This is a genomic window from Nocardiopsis sp. TRM 82005 (assembly GCF_056312425.1).
The window spans coordinates 201,946-220,627 of record NZ_JBWDTQ010000006.1 but is presented as its reverse complement, the minus strand read 5'-3'; the positions used below and the strand labels follow the sequence as shown (position 1 = coordinate 220,627).

Here is an 18,682-nt window from a genome sequence, read left to right as displayed (position 1 = left end):
CCTCCGCGGCGGGATGGGCTTAGGTTGGGAGAAGCACGTACTGGTCCCGGCAGCCTCCCGCTCCGGCTCCCCCCGCACCCGAGGACGCACTTCTCCCATGTCCCGTGGAGTCGCCACGCCCCGGGCCTGTGACAGGCCCTCCTCCTCGCGTGCGCCCAGGTCCCCGACGAGCCGTCCGCCGCCCCGAACCATCACAGCTTCCCCTCAGGCTCCCCCGACGCTAGGACACCAGCCGTGCCCCGACTCGCCCTTCACCGCGACTTCCTCCACGAGTTCGCCAAGCTCGAAAAGCCCGTACAGAACCGGGTGAGCGAGGTGTTCGCCAAGTTCGAACAAGCCACCCACACGGGTCTGCACCTGGAGAAGGTCTCCCAGGCGCGCGACGACCGCTTCCGCACCATCCGCATCGACCAGTTCTGGCGCGGAGTGGTGCTGGCCCCCGCCAGCGGCGACACCTACACCCTGCTGCGGGTGCTGCCCCACGACGACGCCTACGACTGGGCCAAGCGGCGCAGGGCGTCGGTGAACACCGCCACCGGCGGAATCGAGATCCGCGACGTGGCAGCCATCGACGCGAGCCTGCCCCACATGAAACGCATGGCCCGGAGCGCGCCGACACGGCTCTTCGAGCACGTCAAGGACGCCGACATGGAGAGGCTGGGCGTGGACGAGCAGACCCTGACGTTCGCGCGCACGCTCACGGCCTCCTTCCAGCTGGAGGCGGCCCGCGGGCTACTACCCCCTGTGCAGTGGGACGTGCTGTACGGGCTGGCCGCCGGGATGAGCCCGGAGGAGGTCTGGGACGAACTGGGTTCTGCGATCACCGGGGAGATCGACCCCGACGACCTGGACGCGGCGGTCCAGCGCAGTTCCGACCGGGTGCTGCTGGTCGAGGGCCCCGAGGAGCTGATGGCAGCCCTGGAACACCCGTTCGACCTGTGGCGGATCTACCTGCACCCGGTCCAGCGTGCGGTGGTGGAGGCCTCCCACCGGGGTCCGGCCCGGGTCAGCGGCGGCCCGGGGACAGGCAAGACCGTCGTTGCCGTCCACCGCGCCCACCGGCTGGCGCGGGCGGGCGGCCGTGTCCTGCTGACCACCTTCACCTCCACCCTGGCCGAGGCCCTGGAATCCAGCGTGCGCCTGCTCGCCGAGGCCGACGGCGCGGGCGACGCCGAGGAGGTGCTGGGGCGGATCCGGGTGGAGCACGTGGACCGCTTCGCCCACCGCGTGTTCCGGGAGGCGCACGGCCAGCCCGGCCTGCTCGACGCCCAGCGTGAGCGCCAGTTGTGGGAGCAGATGGCCGGTGATCTGGGTCTGGACCTGTCCCCGGCCTTCCTGTCCGAGGAGTGGCGCCAGGTTGTGCTGGCCCGACGGGTGACCACGGCCGAGGAGTACCTGGCGGCCAAGCGCACCGGGCGGGGCCGGGGGCTCAGCTCCACGCACAAGGCGCGGGTGTGGCAGGCGGTCACGGCGTTCGTCGAACTGCTGGCCGAACGCGGCCTGTGGACCCACGAGACCGTCGCGGCTGAGGCCGCCCGGCTGCTCGGCGAGCGCGGAGAACGTCCCTTCGACCACGTGGTGGTGGACGAGGCGCAGGACCTGCACCCGGGCCAGTGGCGGCTGCTGCGCGCGGCGGCGGCCGAGGGCCCCGACGACATGTTCATCGCCGGGGACACCCACCAGCGCATCTACGGTCCCCGGGTGAGCCTGGCGGAGGTGGGTGTCAACATCCGCGGCCGGTCGTCGAAGCTACGGCTCAACTACCGCACCACCGCGCAGATCCTGGGCTGGAGCCTGGGCCTGATGCGCGGGCAGACCGTGGATGACATGGAGGACGGCCTGGACTCGGTGGCCGGGTGCCGCTCGGAGATGCGTGGGGACGAACCCGTGCTGTCGGGGTTCACCACCTGGGAGAAGGAACTGCACCACCTGGCGGAGACCGTGCGGGGTTGGACCGAGGCGGGGGTGCTGCCCGCGGAGATCGGTGTGGCCGCGCGCTCCAACCGGGCTGTGGAGCAGGCGGTGTCGGCGTTGGAGGCTGCCGGACTACCCGCCCGCGCCCTGACCAAAGGTTCCGTCGACGGTGACGCAGTGTCGGTGGGCACGATGCACCGGATGAAGGGTCTGGAGTTCCGCTGTCTGTCCGTGGTGGGCGCCGGTGGTCAGCAGTTGCCCGCACCCCGCAGCGTCACCCCCGAGGACGAGGACCCCGGAGCGCACGCCCGCGATCTGCTGCGGGAGCGCAGCTTGCTGTTCGTGGCGTGCACGCGGGCTCGCGAGCAGCTGAACGTGAGCTGGCACCAGGCGCCCAGCCCGTTCATCGAGGCCCTCCTGGCCTCCTGACAAGACGCGTTCCCCGCTCACGCTCCCCGACGTACGCGACGAGAAAGACAGACCATGGCGAAACTCTCCATGCTGCTCGACCAGATCGACAACGGGACGATCCTGCTGCCGGAGTTCCAGCGCGGCTACGTATGGAACCGCGACCAGGTACGCGACCTCATGCGGTCGGTCTACCTGGGCCATCCGGTGGGCAGCCTGCTGATGTGGGAGACCACCAAGGCCGAGGAGGCTGTGCAGGGTGTGGCGGCCGGTGCGGGTGCGCGCTTGCTGCTGCTGGACGGCCAGCAGCGGATGACCACGCTGTACGGGGTGGTCCGGGGTGGGGCTCCGGCGTTCTTCCAGGGCAACCCCCAGGCGTTCACGGGCCTGCACTTCAACGTGGAGACCGAGGCGTTCGAGTTCTACCGGCCGAACAAGATGCAGGGCGACCCCTTGTGGGTGAACGTCAGCGAACTGTTCCGGCAGGGACCGGTCCCCTACCTGACCCGGTTCGCCGACGACCCGCAGAAGGCCGACCGGTACCTGAACCGGCTCAACACGTTGCGCCAGGTCGTGGACAGGGAGTTCCACTACGAGAGCATCACCGGACAGCAGTGGACCGTGGACGGCGTGGTGGAGGTCTTCAACCGGGTGAACTCGGGCGGCACCAAGCTCTCCAAGGGCGACCTGGCGCTGGCCCGGCGTTGTGCGGTGCAGCCGGGGATCCGCGCGACCATGCGCGAGAACATCGCCGCGTGGGAGGAGAGCGGTTTCTCCTTCACCATGGACTGGCTGCTGCGCAACGCGACGGCGGTCGCCACCGGCCGGGCCCTGTTCAGCGCCCTGGAGCACGTGGGGCCCGACGAGTTCAGCGCGGCCCTGAAGAGTTCGGTCGACCACGTGGGGACCTTCCTGGACGCGGTGTCGGGGCGGCTCGGACTCGACCACAACCAGGTACTGATGGGCCGGTACGCGGTTCCGGTGGTCTCGCGCCTGCTGGAACTCAACGGCGGCCGGTTCAGCGACGCGGCGCACCGCGACAGGGTGCTGTACTGGTACGTACACAGCTCTCTGTGGGGTCGTTACGCGGGTTCGACAGAGGCCTACCTCCAGACCGACTACGACACGGCGGCCGAGTCGGGTGTGGACGGGCTGATCAGGACGCTGGAGCGCATCCGCGGCGGAAGCCTGGAGGTGCGCCCGGAGGACTTCGAGGTGGCGACGCGGGGGTCGCGGTTCTACCCGCTGCTGTACATGCTCACCCGGGTACACGGGGCCCGCGACTTCGGCAGCGGGCTGGAGTTGAAGGCGGAGATGCTGGGCAAGCTGTCCTCGCTCCAGGTGCACCACGTCTTCCCCAGGAGCGTGCTGAAGGCGGCGGGCTACGACAACCGCCAGGTGAACGCGATCGCCAACTTCTGCTTCCTCACCCAGGACACCAACCTGCAGATCTCCGACCGCAGTCCGCTGGAGTACTTCCCCGAGGTGGAGGAGCGCCACCCCGGGGCGCTGGCCTCGCAGTGGATCCCGATGGACCCGGAGCTGTGGAAGGTGGAGAACTACCCCGACTTCCTGACGGCGCGGCGGGAACTGCTGGCCGGGGCGGCGCAGGACTTCCTGACCGGGCTGGTGTCCGGGGAGGCCGCGTGGGCGGGGACCTCCGAGGAACCGCTGCGGCCGGTGCGGGTGGTCAGCTCCGGGCCCGACGACGCGCGATCGGTGCAGATCCAGGAGATGGTGGACGCGCTGCGGCGCCTGGGGTTCGCCGAGCCGCAGCTGGACACGGAGATCAACGACCCGGAGCGGGGCACGGTGATCGCTGAGGCGGAGGCGTTCTGGCCGGACGGGCTCCAGCACGGGATGGGCAAGCCGGTGGTGCTGGAGTTGGACCCGGACCAGGCCGACCTGCGCAGGCTCCAGGAACTGGGCTACGAGGTGTTCACCTCGGTGGATTCGCTGCTGGGCTTCGTGGACCGGCTTGGACGGGACACGGCGGAGGAGGTCAGCCAGGAGACCAAAGGGGAGGAGGCGCCCGTCTCCGGGCCCCAGACCGCGGACTTCGGTCAGGCGATGCGGTCGGTCTACACGCGTGCCAGGGACGAGGTCGACTACAACGCCACCTTTTTCCTGGGAATGCTCTCGGAACTGGGACCGCTGGGCACCGCGCGCAAACTGCTCCACGCCCCGGCGGTTTCGGACGGATTCGTCAAACTGTTGGAACGGGACCGCCTGGACCTGACGGTGGAGGCGCTGGTGCTGCGTCCGGAGTTCTCCCCGCTGTTCACCGAGGAGGAGCTGAGCCGGGCCCGCAGCCGCCTGGAGCAGTTCGGCTACGAGCTCCCGGGCGCCGTCTGAACCGTGCGGGGCGCCGGACGTACGGGCGAGGCGGTGCCGGGCCCGCCCGGCACCGCCCCCTGGCGGGTCACAGGGCCCGCAGCACCACCAGGTTGCAGGTGATGTTCTCCTTGACGTGGTAGACGCTCTGCGGGGTGGTCTCCTCCAGGCGCGCGGCCCCGGCCTCCCGCAGTGCCTCGACCCTGGCCTCGTACCCGGAGGGCTCCCAGATCCGGTCCAGGACGGTGACCACGACCGGTGCGCCCGGGCAGGCCACCCGCACCAGCTCGTCGAGCGCTTCGGGACCCACATGTCCCTCGGTCAGGGTGCCGACGCAGACCACCGCGTCGTAGGAGGCGTCCTCGATGGGCAGGCGCCGGGTCAGGTCGGCCTTGGCGAGGTCGCGGTAGATGCCTTTGGCACGTGCGTGCTCCAGCATCGCCGAGGACAGGTCGACCCCGTCGATGGCCTCCAGGCCGTGTCCGGCCAGCGCGGCGCCGACCAGTCCGGTCCCGCAGCCGGCGTCGAGCACCTCGGCCCGTGGCCGACCGGACAACAGGCGGCTCAGGCGCTCGGCGGCGTGCGAGGGGGCCGCGTACCCCATGCCCTGGGTGGTGTCGTGCTCGTAGGTCGTGGCCCACTCGTCGTAGGCGCTCTCGCACTCGGCGGGGCTCTTCAGGGCGTACACACGGTCCAACAGACTTCGATGTTCGCTCATACTCGGCCTTTCCTCGTGATCGCTGTCCGGCCGTCGGTGCTCCTGCGGTTTCCGATGGAAGGGGCAGAAAGCCTCAGGGCAGACCGTACAAGGCGGGGTGACGGGGTGACCGTGTTCGGGTGCCGCTTCCCCGACGTCGACCGAGCCGTTCGGGGCTGAGCGGGCCCTTCCCTGCCGTCGGCCGCCCCGGGACGTGGAGGCGGTCCGGCCCAAGGGGTGCGGTGTCCCCCTCAGCACGGCTCCGAACCCGGTCCGGCACGGGGACGTCTGAGAGGGTGACCGCCGAAGGGCGCCGGCGACGGGGAGGGGCGCTTGGACGGGAAGAGGCCGAGGAGGCTCCGGCCGTGTGGGTGCGAGCCATGGACACCCCAGGTGGCGTTGTGCGCGCACCGGCGGGGGGAGAAGCAAGTGCGTGGGCACCTTCCGCCCCGAGGAGGACGGGGCCGCGCGGACCGACGTCCACGCCCACCTGTCCGAGCCCCGCGAGGAGGGGCGCGTCGGGCGGGCGCGCTTCGCTCCCGGTGGGGGCACCTGGTTGACGGCCACCGGCCACGGCCGCGCCTACGTGGACGCGGGGCGGGGGGGTGACGTGGTGGGGCGCGGTCAGTCGTAGTGGCAGCGGGGTCGGGGGACGGCCCCCCGCGGGAACCTGGGGGTACGCGGGCAGGGAACACGGTCGCGGCGCGCTCCCCGGCGCGGGGCGGTATCCCGCTCCTCGGTGGAGGCGGTGACGGACGCGGCGTGCGGGGCGGAGGCACGGGGCGCCAAGAGGACGTGGGAACCGCTCAGGGCCACGGTGAGGGCGAGCGCGAGGAGTCCGGAGCTGGAGCGTGAGAACGGGCTGCGATGCTCTGGCATGGCTACCAGCCTGGCACGCCTCACCCTGTGTTGTGTATCGATCACGAAAAGAAGGATGTCCGGTTCGGGCCAGAGGCGGCGCGCATGAACCCGCTTTCGCCGGGGTATCCGGTTCCGCTCGTGGCGGCCCGCCACCCGGGTGACCGGCTCCGGGCGGCGGGTCGTGATCAGCGGGGTGAGTCCTCCGGGGCGGGCTCGGCGGGGGCGTCCTCGGGGGCGCGACGGGCCCAGTAGGTGGCGATGAGCGCACCGGAGACGTTGTGCCAGACGGAGAACAGGGCGCCGGGCAGGGCGGCGAGCGGCGCGAAGTGCGCGGTCGCCAGGGCGGCGGCGAGGCCGGAGTTCTGCATGCCCACCTCGATGCTGGCCGCGCGCCGGGCGGCCTCGGGCAGTTTGACGGCCACACCGACCAGGTAGCCGAGCCCCAGGCCCAGGCAGTTGTGCAGCACCACGGCCAGGGCCACGAGGAGGCCGGTGGAGAGCACGGCGTCGGCGTTGGCGCCGACCACGCCGGCGACCACGACGACGATGCCGGTGACGGAGACCAGCGGCATCGCGGGCAGGATCCGCTCCACGAACCGGTTGGCGGCCATGCGCAGCAGCAGGCCCGCGGCGACCGGGAACAGGACGACCTGGAGGATCGAGACGAACAGGTCCCCGGCGGGCACGGGCAGGGTCGAACCGGCCAGGGCCAGGACCAGCAGCGGGGTCGCCAGAGGGGCGAGCAGGGTGGAGACCGAGGTCATCGCCACCGACAGGGCCACGTCGCCGCGGGCGAGGTAGACGATGACGTTGGAGGCGGTACCGCCGGGGGACGCGCCCACCAGGACCATGCCGACGACCAGCAGCGGCGGCAGGCCGAGCGCCTGGGCGATCGCCCAGCCCATGAGCGGCATGACCGTGTACTGGGCCAGGACGCCGAGTATGACGGCCCTGGGGTGTTTGGCGACGACGGTGAAGTCCACCGGGCGCATCGTCAGCCCCATGCCGAACATGATCACACCCAGGAGCAGGGAGATGTGCGGGGCGACGAGGGAGGCCTGTTCGGGTGCGAGGAGGCCCACGAGCCCTCCGGCGAGGACCAGCGGGGCGAACCACCTGCCGACGAAGTCGGCGATGTTCTTGATGAGGGTCATGGCTGCTACTTCCCGTGTGTGCCCCGGGGCGGCGGGGCACCGGTCCCCGGGCGGTCGCCGCCGCGAGGGGGTCGACACCGCGCGGTCATGGTAGCCCCCGGGCTCCTCGTGTGTCGTGTCCGGGGCGCTGCGGGCCGGGCGGCCCGGGCACGGAGGCCGTGCCGATCGGCGGTGGCGGTGGCGGTGGCGGGTTCAATGTGCCTTTCCGGCGAAGGTGACGCTCGGGTAGCGAAACTCCCCGGTCCTGTCCTCGAAGGAGAGCGTGTAGAGGTACCACCTCCCCGAGTCGGGCGCGGGGCAGGACTCCGACCAGTTGAAGGACTGGCGGGCGGGCACCTCGAAGACCTCCTCGTGGGTGACCGGGGCTCCCGGGACTCCGACCTCGTGCGGCGGGAGCACGTGGCGGCAGGTGGCGGAGGGGACCAGTTCGAGGTCCGCGTCCGTCGGGTTGCGCACGTTGACCCCCCAGGTGACGTGGTCCTCTCCCTCCACGTGCTCCGTGCGGATACTGAGCAGCTGGACGGCGACGCCGTTGTCGAACTCGAACTTGCGGTTCGCCGGAACGAGGGGGGAGACACGAAGCAGGGTGAGCACCAGGAGGAGGGCGACGACGAACGCGATGAGGATCGGGGCCCTCCTCCTGAACCTCCCTGCGGTTTCGGAGGGCATCAGGTGCTCGGGCGGGGTCGGGCGGAGCTCGTCCGGGGGGTCATGGTGATCCACCGTAGACGCCGCCGGTGACAGCGGGGTGCTCGAGTCCCGGCCCGGAAAACGGCGCGGCGCCGTGGCGATCCCCACAGGGCCGCGTTGGGGAGGGCCCGTGACGATCCGCGCGCGTGGGGAAGGTGCCACCTATGGCGAACACCTCCTCCGGCAGTGGGACGAACGCGAGACCCAGGGAGTGGCGGTTCGTGTGGCGTCACCGGCACGCCCTCGTCCTGGCCCTGGTCGTGGCGGTGATGGTCGGCACATGGGTGGCGCTGAGCGCTGCGCGACCGCTGCTGTGGGTCGCGGCCGCGGTGGCGGTGGCCGCCCTGGCGTGGTGGTTCCGGGTGCGGGTGCGCCTGGCCCGGGAGGGGCGGGCGCTCGCGCTGGTCGACCTGTCCGAGGTCGACCGCATGTCCGGCACGGAGTTCGAGGAGCACGTCGCCCGGTTGATGCGGGTGCACGGCTACACGGCGGTGACCGTGGTCGGCGGGGCCGAGGACGGAGGGGTGGACGTGCTGGGCCGGGCGCCGGACGGGCAGCCTGTGGCGGTGCAGTGCAAGAGGTGGAACCACCCCGTGCCCCCGAACGAGGTCCGTGCCCTCATCGGTGTCCTGAGCACCAGCCACCAGGGCTACCAGGGGGTGTTCGTGGCCTCCAACGGCTTCACCGTGGCCGCGGCCCGCGAGGGCGAGGGCCACATGGTCCTGGTGGACAGGGACGGGCTGACGCGGTGGATGGGCGGCACCGACGTGCCGGAGCCGCCGGGGTCGTGACCACGGCGGCTTCCGGGGCGCCCGTGCTGCTCAGGAGGCGAGTTGGCGGATGCGCTGGTCCAGCTCCTCCTGGTAGAAGGCGATGAAACCGTCGGGGTCCGGGCCGGCGTTCTGCATGACCAGGCGGTCGAAGCCCGCGTCCACGTATCCCCGGGCGGCCTCGACGTAGCGCTGCGGGTCCGGGCCGCAGGCGAAGTGGCCCAGGACGTCCTCCTCCCGGACCGTGGTGGTGGCGGCCTCGAAGTTGACCGGGTTGGGCAGCTCGCTCATGACCTTCCAGCCGGTCAGCGCCCATCGGGAGGTCTCCAGGGCGGCCCGGGCGGCGGTGTGCTCGTCCTCGGCCCAGGCCATGGGCACCTCGGCGTAGCCCGGGCCGTCGCCTCCGGCGTCGCGGAAGTCCTGCACGATCTGCGGTTTGGGCTCGGTGGCGAACAGCCCGCCGCCGAGTTCGGCGGCGAGCCGGGCCGACTCGGCGCCGCTGGCGGCGACGGCGATCAGCGGCGCCTCCTCGGGCAGGTCGAACACCCTGGCGTCCTCCAGGCGCAGGTAGTCGCCCTCGTAGGACTGGTAGCCGCCGTTCCACAGGCGTCGGATGATCTCCAGTGCCTCGCGCAGCATGTCGTGGCGTACGTGGACCGAGTCGGGGAACTCCTGGCCCACGACGTGCTCGTTGAGCCGCTCCCCCGAGCCGACCCCGAGGACGAAGCGCCCTCCCGAGACCAGGGCCAGGGTCGCCGCGGCCTGGGCGATGATCGCCGGGTGGTAGCGCACGGTGGGGCAGGTCACCCCGGTCACCAGCCCGATGTGCTCGGTTCTGGCCGCGATGGCGCCGAGCACGGTCCAGGTGAAGGGCGAGTGGCCCTGGTTGTCCAGCCAGGGGTGGAAGTGGTCGCTGATCTCCACGAAGTCGAATCCGGCGCGCTCGGCCAGTACCGACTGGCGAATGAGCTCCTCGGGACCGAAGGCCTCGGTCGCCAGCTTGTATCCGATCTGCATCCGCGCTCTCCCGCTCGGTGGTTCGGTCCCGCTCCCGTGGGCTCCGCGTACCACGGACCGCCCGCATCAGACCCTCCATAACTACCTTGTGTGACGATAGGATCGTTACCGCACACGCCGGGTGATCACTCCAAAGGTCCTCGACGCCGTTCCACTCGGCTGGCCGGCGCCCGTCCGGAGCCCGGGCCTGCTCCCTCTGGGAGATCACGCTGTCCGGCGCCTCCAGTTCGTCGGGGACGCGGTGCAGGCCGGTGACGGCGGTTCCCGCGGCATCGTCCCCTTCCCCGGTGACCAGGGGCCGGGGAACGGCCGCAGGTCCCCCCGGCGCTATCCGCACATCGACTCGACATGGCACTGCTGCACCCCTGCGGCACGAGGCTGCCCGGCGGGACCGTGGTGGCCATGGGCGGCGGGCAGGGCGCCGGGATGGCCGACCTGAGGGTGCCCCGGGCCGTCGGGCCACCCGCGAGAGTGGTGTGCCCGGCGTTGAATTCGGCCTTTACGGAGAAGGCCGTGTCCCTTCACGCCATCACCGTCAACAGAACGTAGCGTTGTGGTCACTTTGTCTACGGGAGGACGCCGTGTCCCAACCTTCGCAGCAGCAGACCCCGCCCGGCCGCACCGACGCCATGGACCCGAGGCCCGACCACGGCGAGGAGTCCTACCGGGGGTCGGGGCGGCTCACCGGCAAGGCGACCGTCATCACCGGCGCCGACAGCGGCATCGGGCGAGCGGTGGCCATCGCGTTCGCCCGCGAGGGCGCCGACGTGCTCATCGGCTACCTGGACGAGCACGATGACGCGCAGGAGACCGCGGGACTGGTGCGCGAGGCCGGCCGGAAGGCCGTCCTGTTTCCCGGAGACGTGTCGGACCCGTCCCACTGCCGGGCCCTCGTCGCGAAGGCGGTGGAGGAGTTCGACCGGGTGGACGTGCTGGTCAACAACGCCGCCTTCCAGATGACCCACGAGTCGCTCGAGGAGATCCCCGACGAGGAGTGGGACCACACCCTGGCGACCAACCTCAGCGCGTTCTTCCACCTCGCCAAGGCCGCCGTGCCGCACATGCGGCCCGGATCGTCGATCATCGGGACGACGTCGGTCAACTCCGACACCCCGCCTCCCACCCTGCTGCCCTACAACGTCACCAAGGCCGGCATCGCCAACATGGCCGCCACGCTGGCCCAGATGCTGGCCCCCGAGGGCATCCGGGCCAACTCCGTGGCACCGGGGCCGATCTGGACCCCGTTGATCCCCTCGACCATGCCGCCCGAACAGGTGGAGAGCTTCGGCTCCGAGGTACCGCTGGCCCGTGCCGGGGAGCCGGCCGAACTGGCCCCGGTGTACGTGATGCTGGCCTCGGACGAGGCCAGCTATGTCTCCGGTGCCCGCATCGCGGTCACCGGCGGAAAGCCGATCCTGTGACGGGGACGACCACGGGCTGGCACCCGCTGCGGGTGAGCGCCCCGGCCCGGCAGCTGGTGTTCGGTGGCCACGCCATCGCCCGCCACCTGGGCAAGGAGGGGCTGCCCGACTGGGCCGTCGGGGAGACCTGGGAGGTCAGCGACGTCAGTGGCAGGGGCAGCACGGTACTCGACGGTCCCCTGGCCGGCCTGTCCATGCGCGAACTCGTCGCGGAGTACCCGGAGGAGTTGATGGGCCGGGGCTGGTCCGGGGAGTTCTTCCCGGTACTGACCAAGTTCATCGACGCCTCCGGAACGCTGCCGGTGCACCTGCACGCCGACGACGACGCCGCCCAACGCCTGGAGGGCCAGGCCAACGGCAAGACCGAAGCCTGGCACATCCTCGACGCGCCTCCCGGGGCCACCGCTCTGTGCGGGGTCAGGAACGGGGTGACGAGGGAGGAGCTCCACCAGGCACTGCTCGACCAGGATTTCGACGCCGTGCTGCGCCGACTGCCGGTGCGGCCCGGGGAGACGATCTACGTCCCGGGCGGCACACTGCACAGCTTCGGCCCCGAGACCCTGGTCTATGAGATCGAGCAGACCTCCGACGTCCAACAGCACGCGATGCGCTGGAACATGGATGACGGCTCACCGGTACCGGACGAGCAGTGGCACGCGAACCTGGAGGCACTGCTGGCCGAGGTCCGTCCGGAGTCCAGGCCGGACTTCCACACCGGGTTGAGGATCAGGGCCGGCGACGGCGTGGAGCGGGTGTTCTGCTGCGCCGGACCGTACTTCGCACTCGAACGCTGGCACGCCGGCACCGCCGAACCCCTGCGTCACTCGTTCGCCACCGCGCAGATCCTCACCAATGTCGGGGCTCCCGTCGAGGTGCGCTTCGGGAACCGGAGCGAGGAACTGGGCCGGGCCCAGACCCTGCTGCTGCCGGCCGCGATGGGTGGGGTGGAGATCCCGGGCCCGGCCGACGTGCTGTTGGGCTACCTGCCCGACCTGGCCCGCGACGTGGTCGCCCCTCTGGCCGACGCCGGCTACCCTCCCGAGGTCATCGCCACCCTCGGTGAGGGGCTGTGAGCCGACGGACGGGCCCGTCCTGGACCGTCCCGAACGTCCTGACCGCTGGGAACGCCATGACCGGTCATGAGGTGACGCGGGACTCCGGCCTACGGTCGCCGGTGGCCGAACCGCTGGACCCCGGTGTGCGCCACCACCGCGCGGCGGGTGTTATGTCGAAGGCGCCGAGCGCCAACAGGCACTCGACACACGTCCGTTCCGGATGCGGCTGGTAGTTCGAGATCCCCGGTGCGGGTCGGACGCGTAGGGCGGCGGCCACCGTCTCCGTACCACGTGCGTTCTCCGGGTAGCAGACCGTGTCCGAGGGCACGACCGCCCCCACCAGCACGCGGACCGGGCACGTCGCCCGCACCCCCTCCGCCCGGGCGCGGCCCTCGTGGCCGTCGAAGGGCCGTCAGAGTGGGGCGAGGCGGGCCTTGAGCAGACAGAACTCGTTGCCTTCGGGGTCGGCGAGGACGTGCCAGGACTCCTCCCCGGTCTGACCGATGTCGACGGGTTCGGCCCCGGCGGCCAGAAGGCGTTCGAACTCGGCTTCCTGATCGCGGTCGGTGGCGTTGACGTCGATGTGCAGCCGGAGTTTCCCGTTCCCCGGCTCGTCGTCGCGGCTGAGGATGATCGTCGGCTGCGGGCCGCCGAACCCCTCGCGCGGCCCTATCTCGATGTCTTCCTGATCGCGGTCGAGCACGATGAAGTCCAGGACCTCGCACCAGAACCGCGCCAGCACCTCGGGGTCCTGGCAACCGAGCACGAGCTCACTGATACGGCATGCCATTGGCGAGACCTACTCTCAGTGTGGGAACTGCCGGGGTGGCCGCGCACGGATCTCATGGGCTCCCCGCAGCGAGAACACCCTCCTGACCATACCGGGCGAGGCGAGCGGGGGCGGGGTGTTTTCAGGCCCTCGCCCGGCCAGGCCGCCAGGCGAGGGCCGTAGGTCGTGCGGCAGGGAAGCTGGCTGCCGTCGCCGCCTGGTGGTGGAAAGCCGTGACCGGTCCATCCCCCGGTCCGGAGAAGGCGGGCAGGAGGTGGCCGCCAGGTGCGAGTACCCACCAGTACCGCGTCCCGGAAAACGGGTTGCGGGTGCGGAGCGGGCCGTGGAAGCCTGCCGGGGCGCTGCCGCTGAGCGGGGCGCGTCCGGCGGAATCCACGTGGAGAGCGGTCTTGGGCTACATCGACGTCAACCAGGTCAGCCACACCCTGCCCGACGGCCGGGTCCTGCTGGACGCGGTGTCGTTCCGGGTGGGCGAGGGCTCCATGACCGCGCTGGTGGGGGCCAACGGCTCGGGCAAGAGCACCCTGCTGCGGATCGTGCGCGGCGAGCAGCGCCCCCAGAGCGGCGCGGTCACCCTGGACGGTGAGCTGGGCGTGATGCCGCAGTTCATCGGGCACGTGCGCGATGAGACCACCGTGCACGAGCTGCTGGTGTCGGCCTCACCCGCGGCGGTACGCGAGGCGCACGCCGACCTGGAGGCGGCCGAGACCGCGATGATGGTCGACGACGGTGAGAAGACGCAGATGCGCTACGCCGAGGCGGTCGCCCGCTACGGCGACGCGGGGGGATACGACGCCGAGGTGGTCTGGGACCAGTGCTGTGTGGCGGCGCTGGGCTCGCCCTACGAGCGCTGCCGGTGGCGCCAGGTGAACACCCTGTCCGGCGGCGAGCAGAAGCGCCTGGTCATCGAGGCGCTGCTGCGGGGGCCGGCGCCGGTGCTGCTGCTGGACGAGCCGGACAACTACCTGGACGTGCCGGGCAAGCTCTGGCTGGAGGAGGCGCTGCGGGCCACCCCGAAGACGGTCCTGTTCGTCTCCCACGACCGTGAGCTGCTCAGCCGGGTCCCGGACCGGATCGTCACGGTCGAGCTGGGCGCGGCGGGTAACACGGCGTGGGTGCACGGCGGTGCGTTCGGCACCTACCACGAAGCCCGCCGGGAGCGGTTCGCGCGGCTGGATGAACTGCGGCGGCGCTGGGACGACGAGCACGCCAAGCTCAGGGCCCTGGTGGTCACCTACAAGCAGAAAGCCGCCTACAACTCGGACATGGCCTCGCGCTACCAGTCGGCCCGGACCCGGCTTCGGCGGTTCGAGGAGGCGGGCCCGCCGGAGGGGCTGCCCCGGGAGCAGAACCTGAGGATGCGGCTGCGGGGCGGTCGGACGGGCAAGCGCGCCGCGGTGTGCGGGGGCCTGGAGCTGACCGGGCTGATGCGCCCGTTCGACCTGGAGGTCTGGTACGGCGAGCGGGTGGCGGTGCTGGGCTCCAACGGTTCGGGCAAGTCGCACTTCCTGCGGCTGCTGGCCGGGGGCGGCAGCGACCCGGAGTCGTCGGTGCTGCCGTCGGAGGAACGGGTGAAGGTGCCCCCGGTGGAGCACACGGGCACGGCCCGGCTGGGCGCTCGGGTGCTCCCCGGCTGGTTCGCGCAGACCCACGAGCACCCCGAGTTCGCGGGGCGCACACTGTTGGGCATCCTGCACCACGGCGAGGGCACTCGCAGGGGCGTGCCCCGCGACGAGGCGGGGCGGGCGCTGGACCGCTACGAGCTGGCGCAGGCCGCGGAGCAGACCTTCGACACGCTCTCGGGCGGGCAGCAGGCACGGTTCCAGATCCTGCTGCTGGAGCTGTCGGGGGCGACGATGCTGCTGCTGGACGAGCCGACGGACAACCTGGACGTGGTGTCGGCGGAGGCGCTGGAGTCGGCGCTGGAGGTCTACGAGGGCACGATCTTGGCGGTGACGCACGACCGCTGGTTCGCGCGCGGGTTCGACCGGTTCGTGGTCTTCGGCACTGGTGGCGGCGTGTACGAGGCGCCGGAGCCGGTGTGGGACGAGGGGCGGGTGCGCCGGGCGAGGTAGAGCCTTCTTCCAGGACCAAACAGGAGGAGCGATATCCTGGCAAAGCTCACATAAGCCTCGGAAAGCTATTGATGCGACATCCCCCATTGCTCGCTCGTTTCCTGACCCTGACCGGCCTCCTGACCGTCCTCCTGGCAGCCCCCGCCACGTCCCACGCCTCACCGGACTACGGCACCTCCTCCGCCGGGGCCGGGGCGTTCTACGCCCAGATGCTGGAGGAGCACGACGGCGTCTTCGTGGAGGAGGAGCTCGCCGGTGTCCTGGACCGGCAGGCGACCGCAGACGAACTGCGCGTTCTGCTCGACGAGTACCACGTCACCGTCGACGTGGTGGTCATGGCGGGCCGGAGCGAGCACCTGGCCGCGCGGGACCTGGCCCCAGCCGTCCACGAACACAGCGGCCGCCCCCTCCTGGTACTGCCCGTGGACAGCCTCTACATCGGCCACGCCGACCTGCGGACCGCGGGGATCCCGGTGAGCGCCGTGGAGTACGCGGGCCTCACCGGCGGCTGGCACGAGCAACCCGGCGACAAGCTCGAACGCGTGCTGCGAACCTCTGACAGGTCCGACGTGGAGGAGCTGGCGGAGCAGGCCCGGAGCGAGTTCCATTCACGGACGGACGTGGAGGTCTCCGAGGCCGACCGGGTAGCGGCCGAGTCGTCCAACGCCGTCCTGACCTGGCGCGAGTACGGGTGGGTGACGTTCGCGGGCGGGGCCACGGGCGCCGTCCTGTTCTACGCCGCGGTCGTCACGGCCCTGCGCTGGTACCGGTTCCGACCGCGGGCCGGAGGGAGGCGGTGAGCTCCGTACGCGTGCGGCGCGCCCTTCTGGCCGCGGCCCTCTCCCTTGGCGTGTGCACACCGTCCTCCCCCGCGTGGGCGGCCGACTCCGTCCCGGAGATCACCGACCTGACCCGGGTGGAGCGGATCGCCGGAGAGCTGGAGGACGGTTCCCTGTACATCCACCACGACCTGCGCGACCGGTGGACGGACGGCAGCCGGGAGGATCTGGAGGAGCGCCTGGCCTCCGAACCGCTGGCGGACCTGTCGGTCCGCGTCGTGGTCTACCCGTCGGTACCCGACGACGAGACCGGAGGCCGGCCCACACTGTTCCTGCACGCCCTGCACGAGGTGTCCGGACACGACGGGGTGTACGTGGCGGTCACCGGCGACCGCCGAGTGGCCCTCGCTGCCTTCGACAGCCCCGTCCGACTCCCCGATGTGGACACGGACGACCTCAGCAACGCCCACAGCTCACGCACTGAGCAGGTCCTGGACCTGGTGGCGCGGGCTCCGCGCGGTTCGACGGCCTCCAGCGGGCTCGTCCCGGACGCCCCTCCCAGCGACCGCGACGCGGTCCGGCGCCCGCGCGGTGACGCTGAACGGTTCTGGTCCGCGGCGCTGTTCCCCGGCGCCCTCATCGGCCTGGTCCTCGTGGCCGTACGAGTGAGGTACGGCAGGTTCCCGACGCGGCCTCCCCGGTGGTGGCCGTTTCCGGGACCGGGAGCCCAGCCCAGCTCCGCCGAGTCCTCCTCCCGACAGGAAAGGACGCCCGTCCGGGCGCGGCGCTGGTGGCTGCGCCCCACGCTGCGCCGCGAACTGCGCGTGCTCCGGCGCCGGATCGAGCGGACCCCGCCGGAGCACCCCGGGATGGGCGGTGCCAGGCAGGCCTACGACGCGGCGGGCCTGATCGCCCGGTCCGCCGGACTGCCCGTCACCGCACTGGTCTGCGCGATCGTCCTGGTTCGCTACGGCGAGCAGTTCCTGGACGCTCCGGATGCGTCTCCGGTCATTCCCTGCGAGGCCAACCCGCTGCACGGGACCGCGACCGTAAAACGCAGGGCGCACCTGGCCCTCCGGGAAGACGCGTGGATGCTGTGCGCGCGTTGCGCGGAGGCGGTCGGAAGCAGCGACCGGTATCCCGGTGTCCTGATCGTGGCCGGATCGGACGGGAGCCGCGACCTGTACCGCCACATCGGTGACTTCTGGGCGCGTACCGCCTACCTGCCCCGGGACGCCTTTCGCCGGGTCCGCGACGAGATCGGAGTATGAGTGTGTTGAGGATCCTCGTGGCGCTGGCGGCCGTGCTCGCCCTGGGAGCACCCGCCACGGTGGCGGCCGACGAGACACCCCGGCAGCGGTCTGCGCGGTCCGCCGCTCCCGCCGACGGCCTGGCCAGCGACCCTCTGTTCGCCCTCGCTTCGGTGCCTTCAGAGCACACCGACGACACCTGGCGCTACGACGAGGCCGCCTCGGTCCGCGGGCGCGCCGCGCTGAACGATCCCCTCTACGTCGGCCCCACCCACCGGTCGGACATGGGCACGGTGGCCGAGGACACGCTGCGGAGGCGCCTGGAGGGATCGGAGGTTCCGGTCTACGTGGTGCTGGTCGCCCAGCGGACCAAACTGGAGGACTACCCGGCCAAGCTGGCGAACTACGCGGACTCGCGCGGGTACTTCTTCGCCGTCGGCCGGGACGGGGAGACGATCCACGGAACCCGGTACGGCATGGACGACACCGTGGTCGACGGAATGGACACGGCGCAACTGGCCGCGGCGGCGGTCAACACCGACCCCGAACTGGCGGAGGCATCCCTGGCCGAGCGGCTGCACCGGGTCGTGGACCTGGTGGAGGAGGGCGAGGCCCTGGACGCCTACCGGGACCTTCGGGGCGGCACCGGCCCGCCCTGGAACCTCCTGGCCGTGGTCGGCGGCGCCGTGGGCACGGTCGCGGCGCTCTGGTTCGGGGTGCGCTGGTGGTCGCGCCGCCCGATCCACGTGGTGCCGCTGTCGGAGACGGTGGCCGACACCGTCGGGCGGACCCGGCGGGAGGAGTACCGCGCCCGGCTCGGCGAACGCCTCACCGGGTGCGGGCGCCGGGTGTCCTCACGCCGGGACTCCACGGAGGAGGTCCGTGCCGCGCTGGAGGCCTACACCGCGGCGGCCAAGGTGCTCGACTCCGCCGCCGACAAGTCCGACCTGGTGGGCGTACACGTGCTGCTGGACATGTGCGAGGCGGCTCTGGATAACCGGACCAGCCCGGCGCACTGCTTCTTCGACCCCCGCCACGACGGAGGCAAGACACTGGTCCGGTGGCGCTCCCCCGCCTCGTTCAGCTCGGTCCGGGTCCTGGCCTGCCGCGAGTGCCGCAAGGCAGTCCGGCAGCACCGCGCCCCCTCCGCGGTCATGGACTCCACCGGGGAGCGCCCGCTGCCCTACTACGCCGTGCCGCCGGAGCACAGCGTGTGGTCGGCGACCGGGTACGGCACCGTGGCCTCGGACCTGCCCGCGCGGATCATGCGCGGCGAGCACCGGCGGTAGGGGAAGCCCCGGCGGACGCCTGACGATGTGACCGGGCGGCAACACATCCGGTGGACGTATGTAATACGGACATAGTTGCCTGCGGACCACACCAGCACCGACGATGTCGGAGAAACAGTGCGGTCCGCGACGGCGCGACGGCCCGTACCCCAGCTCCGGCATGTCGCACAGACGAACC

Annotated in this window: 17 protein-coding genes; 11 read left to right on the top strand and 6 right to left on the bottom strand. The window is 71.6% G+C overall.

Annotated elements, in window-relative coordinates; all coding sequences use genetic code 11:
• Window positions 1-234: 234 nt before the first annotated feature.
• A complete protein-coding gene (locus AC0T5L_RS05550; protein WP_476164273.1) occupies window positions 235-2,343 on the top strand; it encodes a UvrD-helicase domain-containing protein in 2,109 nt (702 codons plus the stop codon).
• Window positions 2,344-2,397: 54 nt separating this feature from the next.
• Window positions 2,398-4,677, top strand: a complete 2,280-nt coding sequence (locus tag AC0T5L_RS05545) for a GmrSD restriction endonuclease domain-containing protein (RefSeq protein ID WP_476164272.1) — start codon at window positions 2,398-2,400, stop codon at window positions 4,675-4,677.
• A gap of 67 nt (window positions 4,678-4,744) precedes the next feature.
• Here the strand turns inward: AC0T5L_RS05545 and AC0T5L_RS05540 are convergent, their stop codons facing one another.
• Window positions 4,745-5,374 carry a class I SAM-dependent DNA methyltransferase gene (locus AC0T5L_RS05540; protein ID WP_476164271.1) on the bottom strand — a complete coding sequence of 210 codons (630 nt, stop codon included), beginning with the start codon at window positions 5,372-5,374 and terminating at the stop codon, window positions 4,745-4,747.
• A gap of 412 nt (window positions 5,375-5,786) precedes the next feature.
• Here AC0T5L_RS05540 and AC0T5L_RS05535 point away from each other — a divergent pair, with 412 nt between their 5' ends.
• Window positions 5,787-5,987, top strand: coding sequence for a hypothetical protein (locus AC0T5L_RS05535; RefSeq protein WP_476164270.1), 201 nt, complete (start codon window positions 5,787-5,789; stop codon window positions 5,985-5,987).
• Here AC0T5L_RS05535 and AC0T5L_RS05530 read toward each other — a convergent pair.
• From AC0T5L_RS05530 to AC0T5L_RS05520, 3 genes are all read right to left on the bottom strand, one after another.
• Window positions 5,978-6,232, bottom strand: coding sequence for a hypothetical protein (locus AC0T5L_RS05530; protein WP_476164269.1), 255 nt, complete (start codon window positions 6,230-6,232; stop codon window positions 5,978-5,980). The two genes, AC0T5L_RS05535 and AC0T5L_RS05530, sit on opposite strands and share 10 nt — an antisense overlap.
• 167 nt (window positions 6,233-6,399) lie before the next feature.
• Window positions 6,400-7,368: a bile acid:sodium symporter family protein gene (locus tag AC0T5L_RS05525; protein ID WP_476164268.1), complete on the bottom strand. Its 969-nt coding sequence runs from the start codon at window positions 7,366-7,368 to the stop codon at window positions 6,400-6,402.
• A 192-nt stretch (window positions 7,369-7,560) separates the two neighbouring features.
• Entirely contained in the window at window positions 7,561-8,037 is a 477-nt protein-coding gene (locus AC0T5L_RS05520) for a hypothetical protein (RefSeq protein WP_476164267.1), read from the bottom strand.
• A 185-nt stretch (window positions 8,038-8,222) separates the two neighbouring features.
• Between AC0T5L_RS05520 and AC0T5L_RS05515 the strand changes: the two genes are divergently transcribed.
• Complete coding sequence (locus AC0T5L_RS05515) at window positions 8,223-8,849, top strand: restriction endonuclease (protein ID WP_476164266.1); 627 nt, start codon at window positions 8,223-8,225, stop codon at window positions 8,847-8,849.
• A 30-nt stretch (window positions 8,850-8,879) separates the two neighbouring features.
• On the opposite strand, the gene AC0T5L_RS05510 is transcribed toward AC0T5L_RS05515, so the two are convergent.
• A complete protein-coding gene (locus tag AC0T5L_RS05510; RefSeq protein WP_476164265.1) occupies window positions 8,880-9,845 on the bottom strand; it encodes a TIGR03557 family F420-dependent LLM class oxidoreductase in 966 nt (321 codons plus the stop codon).
• 348 nt (window positions 9,846-10,193) lie between these two features.
• Here AC0T5L_RS05510 and AC0T5L_RS05505 point away from each other — a divergent pair, with 348 nt between their 5' ends.
• From AC0T5L_RS05505 to AC0T5L_RS05495, 3 genes are read left to right on the top strand one after another with little or no spacing between them, the layout of a single operon-like run.
• Window positions 10,194-10,394, top strand: a complete 201-nt coding sequence (locus tag AC0T5L_RS05505; RefSeq protein ID WP_476164264.1) for a hypothetical protein — start codon at window positions 10,194-10,196, stop codon at window positions 10,392-10,394.
• 32 nt (window positions 10,395-10,426) lie between these two features.
• The gene (locus tag AC0T5L_RS05500; protein ID WP_476164263.1) at window positions 10,427-11,266 is read left to right on the top strand and encodes an SDR family oxidoreductase; all 840 of its coding nucleotides are present in this window, start codon (window positions 10,427-10,429) and stop codon (window positions 11,264-11,266) included.
• On the top strand, window positions 11,263-12,339 hold the full coding sequence (locus tag AC0T5L_RS05495) for a class I mannose-6-phosphate isomerase (protein WP_476164262.1): 1,077 nt from the start codon (window positions 11,263-11,265) through the stop codon (window positions 12,337-12,339). Before AC0T5L_RS05500 ends, AC0T5L_RS05495 begins: the two co-directional genes overlap by 4 nt.
• A 394-nt stretch (window positions 12,340-12,733) precedes the next feature.
• Here AC0T5L_RS05495 and AC0T5L_RS05490 read toward each other — a convergent pair whose 3' ends face one another.
• Complete coding sequence (locus tag AC0T5L_RS05490) at window positions 12,734-13,111, bottom strand: VOC family protein (protein WP_476164261.1); 378 nt, start codon at window positions 13,109-13,111, stop codon at window positions 12,734-12,736.
• A 389-nt stretch (window positions 13,112-13,500) separates the two neighbouring features.
• On the opposite strand from AC0T5L_RS05490, the gene AC0T5L_RS05485 reads away from it, so the two are divergent.
• From AC0T5L_RS05485 to AC0T5L_RS05470, 4 genes are all read left to right on the top strand, one after another.
• Entirely contained in the window at window positions 13,501-15,186 is a 1,686-nt protein-coding gene (locus tag AC0T5L_RS05485) for an ABC-F family ATP-binding cassette domain-containing protein (protein WP_476164260.1), read from the top strand.
• Between the two features lie 71 nt (window positions 15,187-15,257).
• Window positions 15,258-15,986, top strand: a complete 729-nt coding sequence (locus tag AC0T5L_RS05480) for a hypothetical protein (RefSeq protein WP_476164259.1) — start codon at window positions 15,258-15,260, stop codon at window positions 15,984-15,986.
• Window positions 15,983-17,236 carry a hypothetical protein gene (locus AC0T5L_RS05475; RefSeq protein ID WP_476164258.1) on the top strand — a complete coding sequence of 418 codons (1,254 nt, stop codon included), beginning with the start codon at window positions 15,983-15,985 and terminating at the stop codon, window positions 17,234-17,236. Before AC0T5L_RS05480 ends, AC0T5L_RS05475 begins: the two co-directional genes overlap by 4 nt.
• Entirely contained in the window at window positions 17,233-18,504 is a 1,272-nt protein-coding gene (locus AC0T5L_RS05470) for a hypothetical protein (protein ID WP_476164257.1), read from the top strand. The genes AC0T5L_RS05475 and AC0T5L_RS05470 overlap by 4 nt, the downstream gene beginning before the upstream one ends.
• The last annotated feature ends 178 nt before the right edge of the window (window positions 18,505-18,682 follow it).